Genomic DNA, 19,603 nt, shown 5'->3' on the forward strand with positions numbered 1-19,603 from the left:
GTCAGTCTCCGAGGTCGGTGGCGTCGAGGAAGAGGGCAACCAACGCTTCGAGGCCGCGTGCATCCTCGGCATCGAAGCGCGCGGGGGTAGGGCTGTCGAGATCGAGCACGCCGAGCACGCGCCCGCCGGCGATCACCGGCACGACGACTTCGCTCCGCGAGGCACTGTCGCAGGCGATGTGGCCGGGAAAGGCGTGGACGTCGGGGACGACGATCGTGCGCTTTTCCTTCGCCGCCGTGCCGCACACGCCGCGCCCGAGCGCGATGCGCACGCACGCGGGCTTGCCCTGGAAGGGCCCGAGCACCAGCTCGCCGCCCTTCATCCAGTAGAAACCGGCCCAGTTGAGGTCGGGCAGCGCGTGGAAGATCAGCGCGGAAAGATTTGCCGAATTCGCGAGGAAATCGCGCTCACCCGTGAGCAGCCCCGCGGCCTGCTCGTGGAGATGGCCATAGAGGGAGGACTTGCTGCCGGTGGGAGCCTGGGCGACGGTGAACATGGTGCCGCAATCTTACCGCTTCACGTCCTCGGCCTTGATCTCGCGGATGCCCTTGATGTCGGCCTTGCCGCGCGGATCGGGCGCATCGAGCGCGGTGTGCACCGACCGCCCGATCTGGTTCACGACTTCCTTCGCGAGGATGTCCTTCGCGATGTTCACCGAAAGATCCATGGTTCCCGACTGCGGGTCGAACATCTTCTGGTGCTCGAAGGCTTCCTGGCGGTCGATGACCGTGAGCGAAACCGGGTCGAGCGTGATGACGGCGATGTTGGAATAGGGCGCGATGAAGAAGTTTGCCTGGATGTCCTCGCCAGTGGGCGTCTTCACGTCGGCGCCGTCGGGCGGCGTGAAGGCCATGGCGCAGTACTTGGGATTGCTCGAGCAATTGGGCTGCAGGACGACGCCGAAGCCTTCGAGACGGGTGGGCATGTCGTCCTTCTTGAGCACGCGATATGCGGGCAGTGCCACGAGTACGCGATGCCACTTGTTTCGCTCCGGCATGTCCCTGAGCGCCTTCACGACTCTCGCAAGGAGGTAGTCCTGATGATCACGCACGCCCACCTTGGAAGGAACGTGCCCCGACACCGACAGCAGCACCTGCTTCGCATCGGGTTCCTTGGCGGCGAGCGCTTCAGCAAGGCCCACGAGGGCAATCTTGTTGAACGTGCCCTGCGGCGCTTCGACCGTCTCGCGCCGATAGGCGTCCACGCGCGCACTGGCCACGCGGTAGCTCGGCGGCGGCTCGTAGACGAAATTGAACCGATCGGAGAAGGCGGCCACGAGGCCGTACGTCTTGGGCGGCGCAGGGTCGGCCGCAAGGGCGTTGCAGGCGGCGATACAGGCGAGAACCAGCAGGGTACGCATGCCTGCAGTGTATGCCCAAAAAAGAACCCCGCGCCCCCTGCGGCGCGGGGCCGCGAACACCGCGGAAGGCCCCAATCTAACGGCCGGGTCGAGGTCGCGGCGGCGGATTTCGCGAAGGCGTTACAGGGGGTTTCAGCGCGCGGTCCCCGAGGCGTCCGGCGCGTATAATTCCTTCACTCCCACGCACGCATTTCCCCATGTCCCCCCTCATTCGCGTTGCCGGCGCCGCCCTCGCGTTCGCCGCTCTTTCCCTGATGGCACAGACGATGGATCCCAAGGCAGCAACGCCGCCCACCGCGGCGAAGAAACCCAAGGTCATGACCAAGTTCGGCGACCGCCGTGTCGACGACTATTTCTGGCTGCGCGAGAAGACCAATCCCGAGGTCATCGACTACCTCAAGGCCGAGAACGCGTATGGCGCGGCCGTGATGAAGCCGCTCGAGGGCTTCCGCGAGAAGGTCTACAAGGAGATCCTCGGCCGCATCAAGGAAACCGACGAGAGCGTTCCCTATCGCAACAAGGGCTACTGGTACTACCAGCGCGAAGTCGAGGGCAAGCAGTACCCGATCCACTGCCGCCGCAAGGGCTCGATGGAGGCACCTGAGGAAATCATCCTCGACGTGAACGCGCTCGCCGAGGGCAAGAAGTTCACCTCGGTCGGCCTCATGGAAGTGAGCCCCGACGGCACGAAGCTCGCGTACACGGTGGATTTCACCGGCTTTCGCCAGTACACGCTGAACACGAAGGACCTCGTTACGGGCGCGCAGGGCAGCGAGAAGATCGAGCGCGTGACCTCGATGTCGTGGGCCGCGGACAACAAGACGATCTTCTACGTCGAGGAGCACCCCGAGACCAAGCGCAGCTATCGCCTGCATCGCCACCTGCTCGGCGTCGACGGCTCGGACCTCGTGTTCGAGGAGAAGGACGAAGTCTTCGACATCGAGGTGGGCGAGACCCGCAGCGAGAAGTTCCTCGTGATGTCGGCCAGCGCCAAGGACACGACGGAAGTGCGCGTTCTGCCCTCGGGCGACCCGCGCGGCGAGTGGCAGCTCATCGAGAAGAGGAAGAGCGGCCACGAGTACTTCGTCTCGCACCACGATGACGACTTCTACATCCGCACCAACGACAAGGGCCGCAACTATCGCCTCGTGAAGGCGCCGGTCGCAACACCCGGGCAGAAGCACTGGAAGCAGCTGATCGCCGCACGCAAGCTCGTGATGCTCGAGAGCGCGGACATGTTCAAGGACTTCTGGGTCCTCACTGAGCGCGACAACGGCCTGCTGAAGCTGCGCATCACCGACTTCAAGACCGGCAACCACCACTACATCGACGTGCCCGAGCAGGTGTACTCGACCTACGGCGGCACGAACGCGGAGTACGAGACCGGCACGTTCCGCTTCATCTACGAGAGCCTCGTCACGCCCAAGAGCTGGTACGACTACGACGTCACCGCGCGTTCCCGCAAGCTCCTCAAGCAGCAGCCGGTGCTCGGCGGCTACGACCCGTCGCTCTATGCGTCGGAAGCGGTGGTGGCGACGGCGAAGGACGGCACGAAGATCCCGATGTCGATCGTCTACAAGAAGTCGCTCCGGAAGAGCACCCCGCAGCCGATGCTGCTCTACGGGTACGGCTCGTACGGGATCTCGATGGATCCCTGGTTCCGCTCGTCGCGCGTGTCCCTGCTCGACCGCGGAATGATCTTCGCCATCGCCCACATCCGCGGCGGCGGCGATCGCGGCCGCACCTGGTACGACGACGGCAAGCTCATGAAGAAGAAGAACACCTTCTCGGACTTCGTCACGTGCGCCGAGCATCTCGTGGCCAAGGGCTACACCGCACCTGACCGCCTGGTGATCCAGGGCGGCAGCGCCGGCGGCCTGCTCATGGGCGCGGTCACCAACCTGCGGCCCGACCTCTTCAAGGCCGTGGTCACGCAAGTGCCGTTCGTGGACGTGATGAACACGATGCTCGATGCGTCGCTGCCCCTCACGGTCCAGGAATATCTCGAGTGGGGCAACCCCAACACCGAGAAGGCCTACAAGTACATGCGCTCGTACTCGCCGTACGACAACCTGAAGAAGGGCGCGTATCCGGCGATGCTGGTCGAGACCTCGCTCAACGACAGCCAGGTGATGTACTGGGAGCCGGCGAAGTACGTCGCGAAGCTGCGCACGCTCAAGACCGACAACAACGCGCTGGTGTTGAAGACCATCCTCGAGGCGGGCCACGGCGGTGCGTCGGGTCGCTACGACGCGCTGAAGGAGCTCGCGTTCACGTACGCGTTCGTGCTCGACCAGCTCGGGCTTGCGCAGTGAGGGCGTGAGCAACCTCCAACTCTTCGCCGCGTGCGTCGCCATCTGGAGCACCACGTGGCTCGCGATCACCTACCAGCTGGGGGTGGTCGCGCCCGAGGCCAGTGTCGCGTACCGCTTCGGCCTCGCCTCGCTCATGTTGTTCGGCTGGTGCTGGATGCGCGGGCTTTCGCTGCGCTTCAGCGGCCGCGTGCATGCGTGGATCGCGCTGCAGGGCGTGCTCATGTTCAGCGCGAGCTACATCTTCGTGTACTACGCCGAGGAGCACGTGGTGTCGGGTCTCGTGGCCGTGGGCTTTTCCGCCACACCGCTCATCAGCATGCTCGGCATGCGCGTGGCCTTCGGCACGCCGATCACGCAGCGCATGACCATCGGCTCGATCCTCGGGATCGTCGGCATCACGCTCGTTTACTGGCCGGAGTTCGGCAAGTTCCAGGGTGACCGCAACTCGGCGCTGGGCGTGATCTTCACCGTCGTCGCCGTGACGCTGTCGATGCTGGGAAGCCTCGTCGCCAACCGCAACCAGAACGAGAAGATCAACATCTGGCCGACCATGGCGTGGGGCATGCTCTACGGCACCGCGTGCTCGATCGCGTGGACGCTCGTCGCGGGCAAGGAGTTCGCCTTCGTGACGACGCCGGCCTACGTGCTGTCGCTGCTCTACCTGGCCGTGTTCGGAACGATCCTCGCGTTCGGCTCGTACCTCACGCTTCTCGGGCGCATCGGCGCGGCGCGCTCGGGTTTCATCGGCGTCATGGTGCCGGTGCTGGCTCTCGTGATCTCGTCGGTCTTCGAGGGCTTCCACTGGCAGCTGCTCACATTCGCGGGCGTGCTCGTGTGCATCGCGGGCAACGCGATCATCCTTCGCCGCTTCGAGGCGCCGCGTCCCGCGGCGAAGACCGCATGAAGAGAATTCTCGCGCTCGTCGCTTTCGCGTTGGTCTTCTCCGGTGCTCAAGCCGCGGAGCCGAAAGACCAACTGCGCCTGTATCCGGTGAAAGGCTGGGGCGCACTTGCGTTGCGCGTGCCCTGGGACTGGAAGCAGAAGGTCGACGACGACGCGCAATTCCCGACGTTCTCGCTGCGGCCGATCAAGGGACAGGACTTTTCCTTGAACATCCTCGCGCTCCCGGCCAAGCGGCGTTGCCGCGTGCCCTGCGACATCGACTCATTGCGCTTCATGGCCGGCAACAAGGCACGCGAGCTGAAGCCCCAATCGCTCGAGCCCGAGATCAAGCTCGACCTCCTCAAAGGCAAGGAGGCGCAGGGCTATTACTTCTCCGTGACCGACCGCGCGCCCAAGAAGGGCGAGTTCAAGTTCCTCACGATGGGCTACCTGGCGGTCGGCGAACTGGTGGTCGAGTTCCGCATCCTCGTGAACGACAACCAGGAAGACGCGGTGAAGGCCGCGCTCGAGGTGCTCGCCGGCGCGCGCGAAGTGAAGCTGCCGCCCGAAAAGCCCGCGCCACCCAAGGCCATGCCCGACAAGGTGCCGGAGAAGAAGTCGTAGGCATCGCGCCATGATGATCCGGCTTCGCAATCATCGCCGCATCCAGATCGCCGTCGGGCTGTCCCTGCTGGCGCACGCGGCGCTGCTCGCGATTCCGATGCGCGAGCAGATCAAGATGAGCGAGTCCCTGAGCTCGGAAGTGTATGGGCCGATCACCGTGCGCATCGCGCCCGCCGCGCCCAAGAAACCGCCCACCGCCGAGCAGCAGCCCGCACCGGAGCCGCCCAAGCCTGAGCCCACGCCCCAGCCGCCGCGGCCGCCGGTCGTCGCGTCGCGCAAGCCTTCGCCGGACGCTCCGAAGATTCCCGAGCCGCCGCCCACACCGACGCGTGAACCACCGCGCGAACCCCAGCCGCCCATGGACATGCAAGCGTTGGTCGAAGCGCGCCGCGCGCGCCGCATGGCCACGCGGCCGCTGGGCCCCGGGCCCGATACCAATCCCCCGCCGCCCGACAATGCGCAGCTCGCGCTCAATCGCAATATCCAGTCGCTGCAGCGCGGCGAGGGCGGACCGGGCGGCGTCTTCCAGATCCTGCGCATGGGGCCGCGCACGGCGGAGTTCGCGTTCAATGGCTGGCGGCCCAATGCGAGCAAGGGTTGGCGCGAGGTGATCGAGGTCGACGCGGGCACCGGCGGCAACGTGGAGCTCGCGGTGATTCGCCGGATGATCCAGCTCATCCGCACGCACTACCAGGGCGACTTCAACTGGGAATCGCACCGCATGGGACGGGTGATCGTGCTCTCCGCGCGCCCCGAGGATACCGAGGGGCTCGAGGACTTCATGATGCGCGAGTTCTTTGGAACGCCTGTACTCAAAACCACGCGCTGAGCGGTTTACCCCGGCTAGAATCCCCCCATTCCGGCGCACGGAGTTGCGGGATGGCTGACGAAGAACAACAGGTATCGATCAAGGTCTGGGACGGGCCCGTTCGCGTCGTCCATTGGGCCATGGTCCTGCTGTTCGTCGTGCAAGTGGTCAGCGGCAAGATGGGCGGCGACATGATGCCGCTGCACGTCTTCTCCGGCTACGCGATGATCGTCCTGGTCGTCTTCCGGTTGATCTGGGGCTTCGTCGGCAGCACGCACGCGCGCTTCGCGAGCTTCATCGCCGGCCCGGCGGCCACCCTGCGCTTCGCAAGGCGATTGTTCTCGCGCCAAGCCGTGCCGCAGGTCGGCCACAACCCGCTGGGTGGCTGGAGCGTGATCGCGATGCTCCTGTCGCTCGCGCTGCAGGTGGCGTCGGGCTTGTTCGCGAACGATGGCGCCGCGGTCGAAGGTCCCCTGGCTTCCCTCGTGTCGTTCGAGGTCTCGACGGTGCTGTCGGAGTTCCATCGCTGGAACCTCAAGCTGTTGCTCGTGCTCTCGGCCATCCACGTCGGCGCGGTGTTCTTTCACTTGTTCGTGAAAAGGGACAACGTCCTCGGCGCGATGTTTACCGGCGTGAGGCGCGTCCCGCCCTCGGTCGTGCGCGAGCGGCGGGTGGCGCTGCGCGACAGCCCCCGGCGCCGGGCCGCCTCGCGGGAGGCCGAATCGGCCTATTTCCCCGGCCCCTGGCGAGGCGTGTGGGTCCTGGCGGTGACGCTGGCCCTCGTCTACCTCCTCGTGCGGTGAATATGACAACGGCAATAGATTAGCCCCGACTTATGTGACACAGTTCATAAGGTCCCTGTAAGACAGCGGGCTACCCTCGGTCCGCAGTTCAAATACCTATAAAGGGGTTGCCGTGCGCATCGGGGAGTGGTTCCTTCTACTGGCGATTGGCCTGTTGGCCGGCCCATCCGCGCTGGCGGTGCCGCCGGAAGCCAAGTACGTCGGGGAGAAAACCTGCATCAAGTGCCACGACGTGGAGGCCAAACACTTTGGCCACACCGAGCACGCGAAGATCTTCCGCCAGAACCCCAAGAACGCGCTCGAAGGCCGTGTCTGCGAGGCCTGCCATGGCCCCGGCTCGCTCCATGCGGAGCGCGGCAACGAGAAGAACCGCGACTACCTGACCGGCTTCACGCGCGAGTGGGGCACGCCGGTCGCACAGCAGAACGCCGCGTGCGAGAGCTGCCACAAGGGTGGCCAGCGCCTGCACTGGGCGGGCTCGATGCACGACACCAACAAGCTCGCCTGCTCCGACTGCCACAACGCGATGGCGCGTTTCTCCGCCAGCGGCCTGTTGCGCAGCACGAGCATCTCCGAGACCTGCCAGACCTGCCACACGCAGCAGCGCGCCGAATTCCGCAAGCGTTCGCACATGCCCGTCCCCGAAGGGAAGATGAGCTGCGTGGATTGCCACGCGCCGCACGGGTCGGCGACCAAGCCGCTGCTGAAGGCCGATAGCGTCAACGAGACCTGCTACTCCTGCCACGCCGAGAAGCGCGGTCCGTTGCTCTGGGAGCACGCGCCAGTCCGGGAGAATTGCCTCAGCTGCCACAACGCGCATGGCTCGAACCACGACAAGCTGCTCGTTGCGGCGCGGCCCTACCTCTGCCAGCAGTGCCACACGTCTCCCGGGGGACACGCCGGACAGTTCTTCGGCGCCGACCGCACGGCCCAGAATGCCACGCAAGGCGGAGCGCAGAGCCCGCGCATCGTCGGCCGCACCTGCCAGAACTGCCATTCGCAAGTCCACGGCAGCAACCATCCGTCCGGCGCGCGGTTCCAGCGCTGAGCGGAGACGATCATGAAATCGCACGCGCGCCTGTACGCCTCGTTGTTCTCCTGCGTGGTGCTCGCCCAGTGGGCCGCGCCGGCCCAGGCGAGCGCGGGTTGCCTCGTGCAAGGCAACGCACTCAATCCTTCGGGCGTGAATCCGTCGACCGTGGGCAACTGGATGGACGAGGAAGGCCTGGGCACGCGCATTCCCGCGGCGCGGGCGCCGAGCGGCCAGTTCTACAACATTCCGCTCTCGCCGCGCGAGGAAGCCGAGGCGGCGGCGAAGGGCGAAGCCGGCTGGAAGGGATGGGGATACGCCGAGCTGGGCGGCCTCGCCGTCAGCGGTGACGAGCGCAGCCAGGGATTCCGCAACTACAAGGATCTCAAGAGCGGCGCGTACCTGAACAGCTTCGCCGTGACCGGCGAGGACAAGGCCAACGCGCGCTATGTCGAGGCCATCGGCGGCGGCGTGGGCATGCTCGACCAGTTCTATTGCCTGCAGTTCGGCCGCTACAACGACTGGAAGGTGTCCGCGTTTTACGACAGCCTGCCGCAGGTATTCACCACGACATACCGGTCCCTGTGGAGCGGAGCGGGCACCGGCAACCTGACGCTGAACGGGCTCACGCCGGGTGGCTCGGCCAGTGCCGCGACCACGCAGACGAATATTCGCAATGCGCTCGCGACCACGGAGAACTCGGAGCTCGAAGTCGTGCGCAAGACCGCGGGCGTGCGGTTCGACATGAATCTCACCGATGCCTGGAAGATCTACGCGAGCTTCGTGAACGAGAAGCGCCAGGGCGCGCGGCCTTTCGGCGCCGTATTCGGAGGCGGCGGTGGCGGCGGCAACATGGAAGTCGCCGAATCCATCGACTACGACACGCACAATTTCGCCGCCGGCCTGCAGTTCAGCGATTCGGTGAGCAGCTTCAACTTCAGCGCCACGGCGTCGTTCTTCCGCAACGACATCGACGCGATGACGTTCCAGAACCCGCTGTACATCACCCTGAACGGCATCACCGGCCTGAATCCGGGCAGCTTCACGCAGGGCCGCATCGACCTGGCGCCCGATAACGAGCACTACAACATCAAGGGTGAATACGCGCGCGCGTTCCCCAACTTCTACAAGGGCAAGCTCACCGCGACCGTGGCGCTCGGAACGATGCGCCAGAACGACAAGCTGGTGACGCCGACCGAATACTCGCTCTCCGGGGGCACGGTGACCGCGGGCGGCCGCTCGCTCGCCAATGTCTGGAATACCCCGGGCGCATTGAGCCGCGACTCCGCCGACGCGCGGATCGACACGCTGCTCGCCGACCTGGGCCTCGTGCTCAAGCCCGTGAGCGGGCTCGACGTCAACGGCAAGCTGCGCTACTACGAAACCCGCAATTCGATGCAGTACCAGTCGTGCAATCCGCTGACCGGCCAATGGGGCCGATTGCTCAACGATGGCAGCGGCTTGTCGCTGGTGACGGCCAACACGACGGCCGGGGTCAATCCCGCGGGAACGTCGGCTAACGCGTACAACGCCGTGGGCTGCAACCTCGATGCCGCGCGCGCGCTCAATCTCTCGCCGGCTTCCGGCAACGTTCCGATCGCGAGCGTTCCCTTCGACTACCAGCAGTTCAATGCGAGCCTGTCGGGCGACTATCGCCTCGGCAAGGCCTCGAGCCTCAACGCCACCCTCGAACGCGAGACCTTCAACCGCGAGTTCCGCGAGCGCGACGAAACGTGGGAAGACCGGTTCAAGCTTGGGTTTGTCGATCGCGGCACGATCGACGGCATGATCCGGCTCTCCTACGAATTCGCGCGCCGCCGCGGCGGCGAGTACGACCCCAACCCCTACGAGGCGTTCTACAGCGCGAGCCTCGGTCCGGTTCCCTCGGCCAATGCGGTGGCGATGCCGAGCTGGCTTCATTCGATCAACCAGTTCCGCGCCTTCGACCTGGCCGACCGCAACCAGAACGTCCTGAACGCGCGGGTCAACTACGCGTTCCACGAAGTCCTGGAAGGTGCGGTGACGCTGCAGGCGAAGGATGCGGAGTTCCCCGGCCAACTGGGCCGCACGGGCCACCAGAAGTCGAATTCCGCGACGGTCGACATGAGCTACCAGGCCGGCTCGACCGCGGTGGTCTACGGCTACTACACGTACCAGCGTTCGGCGATGGAGCAGGCGGGCGTCCAGCCCAACAGCTGCACGCTCAACAACACCTATTACTTCTACAGCAATGGCCAGGTCCTGATGACGGTGCGGGGCGCCCCGGCGCCGGTCGTCCCGGCGGGCCTCACGCTGGTCTCGACGCAGAACGTGACGGCAGCCAACTGGAGCAGCCTGTGCGGAGCGGCTTCGCCCACCAGCCCGCTGTTTCCCGACAGCCGCGGCTGGGACGTGGCGTCGAAGGATCGCAACCACGTGATCGGCGCCGGCGTGAAGTACGACTTCGGCAAGGTCCGGCTGGACACGAACTTCACGCGCACGCTCGGGCGCACGCAAATCAACTACACGTACAACGGCGCGGCGCTCGACATGACGCCCGTGCAGGCGGCCCTGGCCGGCGGCGGTCCTTCGGATCTTTCGTTCGCCCAGAACATCTTCGACGCGAGCGTGCTGGTCCCGATCAACAAGAACCTGACGATGCGCTTCCTGGTTCGCTACGAGACCGGCAAGACGCGCGACTGGCACTACGACGGCGTCGCGACCAACCCGATGCCGGCCAACAACGCCTTGTACCTCGATGCCGGCCCGCAGGACTACCGCGCGACGGTGGTCGGCGTGTTGTTCCAGGTGGCCCTGTGAACTGGCTCGCGAACAGCATTCGCAACAAGATCCTCGCGGTGTTCCTGCTGGGCATCGCGATGGTTGTCGCGGGTGCGCTCTACGGTTTCTGGGCGGCGCGCAGCGGGCTTGCGACGGTCGCGCGGGTCAACGACACGCTGATCGCGCAGGCGATCGAGCTGCAGTCCGTCGAGGCGACCTTCAAGGAACAACTCCAGACGTGGATGACCGTGCTGGTGCGCGGGCACGACGCGTCGGCGATGGACAAGACGCTCAAGCAATTCACGTTCCGCGAACGCGAAGTGCGCCGCAGCGCGCAGAAGCTGCGCGAGACGATCGAACTCCCGGCCGCACGCGACCTGCTCGACAAATTCGTCGCTGCACACACGGCCATGGGCACCAAGTACCGCGCGGCGCTCGACGCCGGCAAGGCCTCCTTCGACCCGCGCAAGATCGATGCGGAAGTGAAGGGTGCCGAGACCGCACCGGCCGAAATGCTCGAAGAGCTCGTGAAGCTCGTGCGCGATGAAGGCCAGGTGGCCGTCGCCAACGCGCGCCAGGAAGCCACGCGGCGCCTCGTGGTGAGCCTCGCCGTGATCGGGGTGGCCACGCTCGTCGCTTTGTTCGCCTGCGCGCTGCTGATCATGCGCACCGTCGTCACGCCGCTCGCACGCGCGGTCAGCGTTGTCGACCGCGTTGCCGCGGGGGACCTCACGGTCCACGTCGAGACGAAGTCGGGTGACGAGACGGGCCGGCTGCTGCAGGGCTTGCGCACGATGCGCGATGGCCTCGCCACGGCCGTGTCCGCAATCCGTCGCTCTGCCGAAGGCGTAGGCACGGCTTCGAAGGACATCGCCACGGGCCACGCGGAACTCTCGAGCCGCACCGAACAGCAGGCCGCGAGCCTGGAGGAAACCGCTTCCTCGATGGAAGAGCTCGCCGCCACCGTGAAGCAGAACACCGAGAGTGCGCGCCAGGCCAACGTGCTCGCGTCGGGCACCTCCGATACGGCGGCCCGCGGCGGCAAGGCGATGGCAAACGTGGCCGGGACGATGAACGGCATCTCCGAGGCTTCGCGCAAGATCGGCGACATCGTCGGCGTGATCGACAGCATCGCATTCCAGACCAACATCCTCGCGCTGAACGCGGCGGTCGAAGCGGCGCGTGCGGGCGAAGAAGGCCGCGGGTTCGCCGTGGTCGCCTCGGAAGTGCGTGCGCTTGCTCAGCGCAGCGCCACGGCGGCCAAGGAAATCCGCGACGTGATCCAGAAGTCGGCCAACAAGGTCGGCGAAGGCACGGGCCTCGTCGAAACCGCCGGCGACACGATGCAGGAGATCGTGGTGTCGGTGCGCCGCGTGACCGAAGTGATGGCCGAGATCTCCGCGGCGAGCCGCGAACAGCTCAACGGCATCGAGCAGGTGAGCGGCGCGGTGGCGCAGATGGATCGCGTCGTGCAGGAGAACGCCGCGCTGGTCGCGGAAGCGGCCGCGGCGGCGCAGAGCCTCGCCGACCAGGCCGATCACCTTTTGTCCACCGTGGCGCACTTCAAGCTCGACAGCGCGAACGAAGCCATCGCCGAAGCCTCGCCCGTCCGAGTGGTGTCCCGTTCGCAGATGCGCCGGGAAATGCTGGGCTCAGTGTCCACGCGCGTCAGGAGTTTGCCCCAATGAACAAATACATGACCCGCGCACTTCTCGTGCTCCTGTCCGGCGCGGCAATCGCCATCCCGATGGAAGCGTTCGCGGCCGATGGCGCCACCATCGCCGACCAGCAGTGCGCCCAGTGCCATGGAAAGAACGGCGCGAGCACCGACGCATCCGTCCCGATCATCGGCGGCTATTCGGCCAAGTACATCGTCGAGAGCATGAAGAGCTTCAAGAAGAAGCTGCGCACCTGTGCCGAAGTGACTGTGCTGTCGGGTCCGAAGAAGGGCACGAAGTCGGACATGTGCAAGGTCGTCGCCGATCTGAGCGATGCGGACTCCGAAGCGGTCGCGAAGTACCTCGCGTCCCAGAAATTCGTGCCGGCGAAGCAACCGTACGACGCTGCCAAGGCCGCGAAGGGCGTGGCCGTGTACAAGCTGCGCTGCGAAAAATGCCACGAGAACGGCGGCAGCTCGCCCGACGAAGACAACGGCATCCTGGCCGGGCAGTGGATGGGCTACATCCGCGAGCAGATCGCCGGGTTCCGTTCCGGCAAGCGCCCGCGCGACGACAAGATGATGCAGCGGCTCGACAAGGTGACGAAGGAAGACGAAGAAGCGCTCCTGCATTACTTCGCGAAGGGGCAGTAGCGACCTCGCAGGTCACGGAACCAAAACCGCGGCGCAATGTCGCGGTCGTGTCACGAAAAATCCGCGCGGGCTGTGCTTTAATGCGCACGCGCTGAGGCGATCCACCGCTCCTACAACGAGATCGCCCGGAAGCCCAATCAGGGAGTACCCATGACACGAATCGTGCGAGCGCTTTCCGCGCTCCTGCTGTGCCTTGCCGCCGCCGGCGCGCAAGCTTCTCTCTGGTATGGCGATACGCAAGGACTGCATCGCGTCGCGACCGGAACCAATACCACGGACGTGAACGCCGCCGCTGCCGAGCCTGCGGCGATCGCGATCGACCCCACCGACGGTTCGGTGTGGTCGGTGTCGCGAACGCGCGTCTCGAAGTTTTCCAAGGACGGCGTGCTCGTCTTCAGTCGCACGCTCGCTTCGTATGCCGACAATATCGGGCAGGGGCGCAGCGTCGCCGTGAACGCCAACGACGCGACCCTCTGGGTCGGTGGCGAGCGGCGCGTACTGCGTCTCGCGCGCGACGGCTCGCTCATGGCGGTCCTGCAAGGCGGGGGATCGACCGACCTGAAGATCGCGCAGGACGATTCGCTCTGGGTGCTCGACGAGGATCGCGACGCGTTGCGGCACTACAACTACGACGCCTCATTCATCGAGCGCGTGAACCTCGGCGGGGCTTCGCGCCGCGCCCGCTTTCTCGCGGTCGACGATGCGCGCGGCTTCCTCTGGCTCGCCGGCGACGGCGTGCTGATCCAGCGCGACATCATTAACCCCTCGCTGGTCCTTCGCAGGGTCGAGGTGTCGCACGACGTGAACGCCATCTCGCTCGACCCCGAGCGCGGCGAGCTGTGGGTCCTCGGCAACAACTCGTTCCACGGCTATCGCGCCGACGGCACGCGCTTCAAGTCCGAGAATCTCGGCAACGACGGCGTGAACGATCCTGGCGCACTCGTCTTCGACTTCGACACGCAGGACGTGTGGATCGGCCACCGCCGGGGCGTGTCGCGCTTCACGCGCACCGGCGACCGCATCGCCACGCTTCCCGCCGGCGAGACGGGCACGATCGCCGTCGCGCGCCAGGCGATGTATTTCACCCCCCTGATCTTTCCCAACTCGTTCTTCGAAGGGCCCCCGAAGGGCACGCGGCCGGAGATCGCGTTCCTCTATTTGGCGGAATGCTCGACGAACGCCTGCCCGTTCCCGCCGGAGTTCTACGCGAGTTTTTCCATCATCGCGGACCTCGACGGCGTGGACATCAGCTCCGGGTTCGTCTTCGATCCGACCACTGGCGAGACGCGCTACACCCCCACGTCGCCGCTCTCGGAGGGGAACCACAGGGTCACGGCGCGGGCCATCGACGCCGACGGACGCTCTTCGAGGACGAAGACGCTCTCGTTCACGATCGATACCACCGGTCCCGCGCTGGTGGCGCTCTCGCCGCCCAACGGCGCACGCATCACGACGCTGCCGTTCACCGTGAGCGGGTCCTTCGATCCTTCCGCGGTCGCGGTGGGCTTCACGGGCGCGGCCACAACGACCGGCAATGCGTTCTCCTTCCAGGTCTCGTCGCTCGCGATCGGCCCCAACGCGCTATTGCTGGGCGCCCTCGACGAGCTCGGCAACCAGACGACCGTCAACCTCACGTACACGTACGACCCGCCCAATGCGCCGCCTACCGTCGCCATTACGGCGCCGACGCCAGGCCAGGTATTCACGACGGCTCCCGCAACCTTCACGGTGTCCGCGGACGCGTCCGATCCGGACAACGGGGTCGCGTTCGTCGAGTTCTTCCGCAACAACGTGTCGATCGGGAAGAAGTCCGTCATTCCCTACCAGGTCGATGCCGTCGACGTTCCGCCGGGGAACCACATCCTGTATGCGCGCGTCACGGACAACCGCGGCCTCGTGCGCCAATCGGCCTCGGTCGCCGTGCGCGTCAACGCGCCGCCGACGGTCACCCTTGTCGAGCCCGCGAACGGTGCGACCGTGTGGGGCGGGTTCGTGCTTCGCGCCACGATGAGCGATGCCGATGGATCGGTGCGTCAGTACGAGATCCTTCAGGATGGCCTCGCGATCGTGGTGAGCCCGTACCGAGGTCCGGAGATCACTGCAGGGCTCGGGTTTCCAGGCACCCACACCTACGCCGTGCGCGTGATCGACAACGAGGGCGCGCAGACCACGACGCCCGCGGTGACGGTGACGGGATTGCCGACGAGCTTGCACTATGTGTCGCCGACGCCCGGCGGGACCGTTATCGCGGGTGACGTGCTGGTGACGGGGACGTTCCAGGGGCCACCCACCACGTCGATCGTGGTCAACGGCGTGTCCGCGACGCTCGTCTTCGACGCGAACGGTGGAGGCACTTTCTCCGCGACGATTCCGTTGTTATCGGTCGGCAGCCGGACGATCGAAGCCTTCATGAGTTCACCGGATCTCGCGTTCCCCTTCGGTGTCGGGATCCAGGTGAATGTGATACCCCAGCCGCCCCAGCCGCCGACCGGAGGGGCCGGGGGCGGGTGAACTGCCCTAGGGGGCCTTGCGCTCGCGATAGAGCGCGAGGCCCTTCGCTGCGTCCTTGCGCACCTTCCACTTGAGGGGCGCGAACCATCCCAGCGCCTGGCCCATGGGCCCCAGCGCCTGGCCCGCCCACTTCCAGAACGAGAAGTTGTCGTAGTGGCGCACGATCTTCCCGTTGCGGAACGCGAACATCGCGGACACGTTGTTCACGACCGGGCGGCCCGTGCGGCTGAAGGTATAGCGCGCGGTCCAGCGGGCACGGCCGCCATCGTCCCCGGCCGCGGCTTCGTCGAGCGTCACCTGCAGGTCGGCGGCCCGCGATAGCAGCATCCGCCACATGTCGCCCGCCTCCTGCCCCTGGAGCTTCGGGAACACGGGGTCCGAAAAGAAGACGTTGCCGTCATAGCAGCGGGCCATGGCTTCGGCGTCGCGGCGGGCAAAGGCGGCGTAGAACTCGCGGATCAGGGTCTCATGGGGGTGCATGGCGCTCCCGCGGGCGAATTGACACTCGTCAAGGTAGGGGATTTTCGGACCTTCCTATACTGCCGCAAAACCAGGAGGTCATTCCCCATGCTTTCGGATATCGAGATCGCCCAAAAGGCGAAAGTAAAACCTATTGCCGAAATTGCGAAGAAGCTCGGCATTCCCGAGTCGGCGATGGTGCCCTACGGCCATACCAAGGCGAAGATCGCGCTCGACTACATCGACACGCTGAAGTCCAAGCCGGACGGCAAGCTCATCCTCGTCACGGCGATCAGCCCCACGCCCGCGGGCGAGGGCAAGACCACCACGACGGTGGGCCTGGGCGACGCGCTCAACCACATCGGCAAGAAGGCGATCGTCTGCCTGCGTGAACCGTCCCTTGGCCCGGTGTTCGGGATGAAGGGTGGCGCGGCCGGCGGCGGGTATGCGCAGGTCGTCCCGATGGAGGACATCAACCTCCACTTCACCGGCGACTTCGGTGCGATCCAGCTCGCCAATAATTTGCTGGCGGCGATGATCGACAACCACATCAACCACGGCAACGAGCTCAACTTCGACGTCCGCCGCATCGCGTGGAAGCGCGTGCTGGACATGAACGACCGCGCGCTGCGCCAGATCACGGTGGCCCTCGGCGGTCCCGCGAACGGCTTCCCGCGCGAGGACGGCTTCGACATCGTCGTCGCCTCCGAAGTGATGGCGATCTTCTGCCTGTCCACGTCGTTGAAGGACTTGAAGGAGCGCCTCGGGAACATCGTCTGCGGCTACACCAAGGACAAGGAACAAAAGCCCATCCTCGCCAAGGACCTGAAGACCCACGGCGCGATGGCGGCCCTGCTCAAGGACGCGCTGGCGCCGAACCTCGTGCAGACGCTCGAGCATTCGCCGGCCTTCATCCACGGCGGCCCGTTCGCCAACATCGCCCACGGCTGCAACTCGGTGCTCGCCACGCAGACGGCGCTGAAGCTCGGCGACTACGTCGTGACGGAAGCGGGCTTCGGCGCGGACCTCGGTGCCGAGAAGTTCATCGACATCAAGTGCCGCAAGGCCGGGCTCAAGCCCGCGGCGGTGGTGCTCGTCGCGACGATCCGCGCGCTCAAGTACCACGGCGGCATCGAGGTGAAGGAGCTCTCGAAGGGCGAGAACCTCGAGGCGCTCGCCAAGGGCATCACGAACATCGAGCGCCACGTGAACAACATCCGCAACAACTACGGCCTGCCGTGCGTGGTGGCGATCAACCATCGCACCGAGGACACGGATGCCGAGGTGAAGCTGCTGCAGGACAAGCTCGCCCACCACGGTGCGAAGGTCATCCTCGCGCGCCACTGGGCCGAGGGCGGCAAGGGCGCGGTCGACGTCGCGAAGGAAGTCGTGCGCCTGTGCGAAGAGCCGAACGACTTCAAGTTCGTCTACGACGAGCAGCTGCCGCTCTGGGACAAGATGAAGGCGATCGCCACCAAGATCTACGGCGCCTCCGACATCACCGCGGATTCCAAGATCCGCGCGCAGATCAAGAAGCTCCAGGAAGGCGGCTACGGCCACTATCCGATCTGTGTCGCGAAGACGCAGTACAGCTTCTCGACGGACGCGGCGCTGCGCGGTGCTCCTTCAGGCCATGTCGTGAACATCCGTGAAGTGCGGCTTGCCGCCGGCGCGGAATTCATCGTGCTGGTGTGCGGCGACATCATGACGATGCCGGGCCTGCCGAAGGTGCCGTCGGCCTGTTCGATCGACATCGACGACACGGGGAAGATTACCGGTCTGTTCTAGACCGGCACGCGAATCCGCGGCCGGAAGCGCCGCGACCAAGAACCCGCCCCGCAAGGGCGGGTTTTTCTTTTTCCGTCACTTCCTGCCGGGCTGCGGCAACCTCCGGCGTGCGGAATATTCCCGGTGCGGCTGCAAGAGGGGAGCCCGTATAATCCGCAAACCATGAATCCGGCCTAGGCGCATGCAAGCGATCGGCAAGTACCAGGTGATTCGCGAGCTCGGCCGGGGCGCCTCGGGGAAGGTGTATCTCGCCGAGGACCCGTTCGCCAAGCGCCAGGTCGCGATCAAGGTCGCGTTCCCGGATGCGCTCAAGCACTCCGAGGACGGCGCGTTCTACCGCAGCATGTTCATGAACGAGGCTGCGCTCGCCGGCAAGCTGAACCACCCCCACATCGTCCAGATCTTCGACGCCGTCGTCGAGGACCAGTACAGCTACATCGTGATGGAGTTCGTCGAGGGCGGGACCCTCGAGAAGTTCTGCATCGCCGAGCAGCTGCTCGAGCCGCGCGAGATCGCGGAAATCACGTTCAAGTGCGTGCGCGCGCTCGCCTTCGCGCAGACGCTGGGCCTCACGCACCGCGACCTGAAGCCGGGCAACATCCTCCACAGCGACGGCACCGACATCAAGATCGCGGACTTCGGCGCCTCGATCAACAAGATTTCCGACCGCACGATCATCACGAACGTCGGCTCACCCGCGTACATGTCTCCCGAGCTGGTCACGGGGCAGGCGCAGGCTTCGCACAACTCCGACATCTACGCGCTGGGCGTGGTGATGTATTACCTCCTGGCGGGGCGCCTGCCGTTTGCCGGCGCCAACACGATGAGCGTGATCTACCAGATCGTGAACACCGATCCGGAGCCGCCCTCCACGCACCGCCAGGGCATCACGCCCGAGATCGACAAGATCGTCATGAAGGCGATGGCGCGGGATCCGGCGGCGCGCTTCGCCACCTGGGAAGAGTTCGGCGCAGCGCTCGCCGAGACGTGGAAGCACGAGGCGGCCAACGAGAAGCGCGACCAGTCGGACACCGAGCGCTTCAGCCTCGCGCGCACGCTGCCGTTCTTCCGTGAATTTCCCGAGAACGAGCTCTGGGAAGTGCTGCGCATCAGCAAGTGGGCGAAGTTCAAGCCCGACACCGCCCTCATCAAGGAAGGCGACCACGGCGATTCGTTCTTCATCCTCGCCGGCGGCTACGTGCGCGTCACGCGCGGCAAGCGCACGCTCAACGTGCTCACCGCGGGCGACTGCTTCGGGGAAATGAGCTACCTCGCGCAGAAGAAGGTCGCGCCGCATCGCTCGGCGACGGTGACGACCACTTCCGACTGCATCGTGATCAAGATCCGCGCCGAAGACCTGCGCGCGGCATCGCTGAGCTGCCGCCGCCTCTTCGACGAGCGCTTCCTCAACACGCTGGTCGACCGCCTCGAGAACGCCAACGAGCAGCTGTCGGTGATGTCCTGAAAATAGAGGGGTCAGACCACTCTATCGCGGGTTACGGGCAGCGATAGAGTGGTCTGACCCCTCTATTTTCCGAGGATGTAGAAGGCGAAGAAGGTCGCGATCATCAGGAAGGCGATGACGACCTTGGCCACCGCCGCGAACAGCAATCCGAGCCACGTTCCCAGCCCGACCTTGCCCGCCTGGTCGAGCTTGCGCCGGGCGATGTACTCGCCCGCGACCGCCCCCACGAACGGGCCGAGGATCAGGCCGGCGATCCCGAAAAAGAGACCCACCAGGGCCCCGATCGTCGCCCCCACGAGGGCGAGCGGGCTGGCTCCCGCGCGCTTCGCGCCCAGCAGGGACCCGAGGAAGTCCACCAGGAAGGACAGCGCCGCGAGGAGGCCGATGATCGAGAGGCCGACCGCGCCCACGCGGGCAAAATCCTCCGTCCAGGCGGCCAGGAACAGCCCGGCGAAGACGAGGAGAATCCCCGGAAGGAGCGGCAAAA

The 19,603-nt window shown here is 65.8% G+C and carries 16 protein-coding genes; 12 read left to right on the plus strand and 4 right to left on the minus strand.

Annotated elements, in window-relative coordinates; genetic code table 11:
- Nucleotide 1: 1 nt before the first annotated feature.
- Both DSM104440_RS03835 and DSM104440_RS03840 read right to left on the minus strand, forming a co-directional pair.
- Nucleotides 2-496 carry a GAF domain-containing protein gene (locus tag DSM104440_RS03835; protein WP_171160728.1) on the minus strand — a complete coding sequence of 165 codons (495 nt, stop codon included), beginning with the start codon at nucleotides 494-496 and terminating at the stop codon, nucleotides 2-4.
- Nucleotides 497-508: 12 nt separating this feature from the next.
- On the minus strand, nucleotides 509-1,360 hold the full coding sequence (locus DSM104440_RS03840) for a hypothetical protein (RefSeq protein ID WP_171160730.1): 852 nt from the start codon (nucleotides 1,358-1,360) through the stop codon (nucleotides 509-511).
- A 197-nt stretch (nucleotides 1,361-1,557) separates the two neighbouring features.
- On the opposite strand from DSM104440_RS03840, the gene DSM104440_RS03845 reads away from it, so the two are divergent.
- From DSM104440_RS03845 to DSM104440_RS03890, 10 genes are all read left to right on the plus strand, one after another.
- Nucleotides 1,558-3,675, plus strand: a complete 2,118-nt coding sequence (locus tag DSM104440_RS03845; protein WP_212758195.1) for a S9 family peptidase — start codon at nucleotides 1,558-1,560, stop codon at nucleotides 3,673-3,675.
- 4 nt (nucleotides 3,676-3,679) lie between these two features.
- Nucleotides 3,680-4,579 (plus strand): DMT family transporter, encoded by a 900-nt coding sequence (locus tag DSM104440_RS03850; RefSeq protein WP_171160732.1) that lies wholly within the window; start codon nucleotides 3,680-3,682, stop codon nucleotides 4,577-4,579.
- Complete coding sequence (locus tag DSM104440_RS03855) at nucleotides 4,576-5,181, plus strand: hypothetical protein (RefSeq protein WP_171160734.1); 606 nt, start codon at nucleotides 4,576-4,578, stop codon at nucleotides 5,179-5,181. The genes DSM104440_RS03850 and DSM104440_RS03855 overlap by 4 nt, the downstream gene beginning before the upstream one ends.
- Nucleotides 5,182-5,191: 10 nt before the next feature.
- Nucleotides 5,192-6,010, plus strand: coding sequence for a hypothetical protein (locus DSM104440_RS19465; protein ID WP_171160736.1), 819 nt, complete (start codon nucleotides 5,192-5,194; stop codon nucleotides 6,008-6,010).
- A 50-nt stretch (nucleotides 6,011-6,060) separates the two neighbouring features.
- Nucleotides 6,061-6,792, plus strand: a complete 732-nt coding sequence (locus DSM104440_RS03865; protein ID WP_171160738.1) for a cytochrome b/b6 domain-containing protein — start codon at nucleotides 6,061-6,063, stop codon at nucleotides 6,790-6,792.
- Nucleotides 6,793-6,946: 154 nt separating this feature from the next.
- Complete coding sequence (locus DSM104440_RS03870; protein WP_212758196.1) at nucleotides 6,947-7,840, plus strand: DmsE family decaheme c-type cytochrome; 894 nt, start codon at nucleotides 6,947-6,949, stop codon at nucleotides 7,838-7,840.
- Between the two features lie 12 nt (nucleotides 7,841-7,852).
- On the plus strand, nucleotides 7,853-10,621 hold the full coding sequence (locus DSM104440_RS03875; protein WP_171160742.1) for an MtrB/PioB family outer membrane beta-barrel protein: 2,769 nt from the start codon (nucleotides 7,853-7,855) through the stop codon (nucleotides 10,619-10,621).
- On the plus strand, nucleotides 10,618-12,270 hold the full coding sequence (locus tag DSM104440_RS19470; RefSeq protein ID WP_281357031.1) for a methyl-accepting chemotaxis protein: 1,653 nt from the start codon (nucleotides 10,618-10,620) through the stop codon (nucleotides 12,268-12,270). Before DSM104440_RS03875 ends, DSM104440_RS19470 begins: the two co-directional genes overlap by 4 nt.
- A gap of 8 nt (nucleotides 12,271-12,278) precedes the next feature.
- Nucleotides 12,279-12,893, plus strand: a complete 615-nt coding sequence (locus DSM104440_RS03885; protein ID WP_171160744.1) for a c-type cytochrome — start codon at nucleotides 12,279-12,281, stop codon at nucleotides 12,891-12,893.
- Nucleotides 12,894-13,043: 150 nt separating this feature from the next.
- On the plus strand, nucleotides 13,044-15,404 hold the full coding sequence (locus DSM104440_RS03890) for an Ig-like domain-containing protein (protein ID WP_171160746.1): 2,361 nt from the start codon (nucleotides 13,044-13,046) through the stop codon (nucleotides 15,402-15,404).
- A 6-nt stretch (nucleotides 15,405-15,410) separates the two neighbouring features.
- On the opposite strand, the gene DSM104440_RS03895 is transcribed toward DSM104440_RS03890, so the two are convergent.
- Nucleotides 15,411-15,884 (minus strand): nuclear transport factor 2 family protein, encoded by a 474-nt coding sequence (locus DSM104440_RS03895; RefSeq protein ID WP_171160748.1) that lies wholly within the window; start codon nucleotides 15,882-15,884, stop codon nucleotides 15,411-15,413.
- Nucleotides 15,885-15,971: 87 nt separating this feature from the next.
- On the opposite strand from DSM104440_RS03895, the gene DSM104440_RS03900 reads away from it, so the two are divergent.
- Nucleotides 15,972-17,651, plus strand: a complete 1,680-nt coding sequence (locus DSM104440_RS03900; protein ID WP_171160750.1) for a formate--tetrahydrofolate ligase — start codon at nucleotides 15,972-15,974, stop codon at nucleotides 17,649-17,651.
- Between the two features lie 181 nt (nucleotides 17,652-17,832).
- On the plus strand, nucleotides 17,833-19,116 hold the full coding sequence (locus DSM104440_RS03905) for a serine/threonine-protein kinase (RefSeq protein ID WP_171160752.1): 1,284 nt from the start codon (nucleotides 17,833-17,835) through the stop codon (nucleotides 19,114-19,116).
- Nucleotides 19,117-19,178: 62 nt separating this feature from the next.
- Here the strand turns inward: DSM104440_RS03905 and DSM104440_RS03910 are convergent, their stop codons facing one another.
- Nucleotides 19,179-19,601, minus strand: a complete 423-nt coding sequence (locus DSM104440_RS03910; protein WP_246212089.1) for a DUF456 domain-containing protein — start codon at nucleotides 19,599-19,601, stop codon at nucleotides 19,179-19,181.
- Nucleotides 19,602-19,603 lie beyond the last annotated feature (2 nt).

This window comes from Usitatibacter palustris (genome assembly GCF_013003985.1).
Taxonomy (GTDB): domain Bacteria; phylum Pseudomonadota; class Gammaproteobacteria; order Burkholderiales; family Usitatibacteraceae; genus Usitatibacter; species Usitatibacter palustris.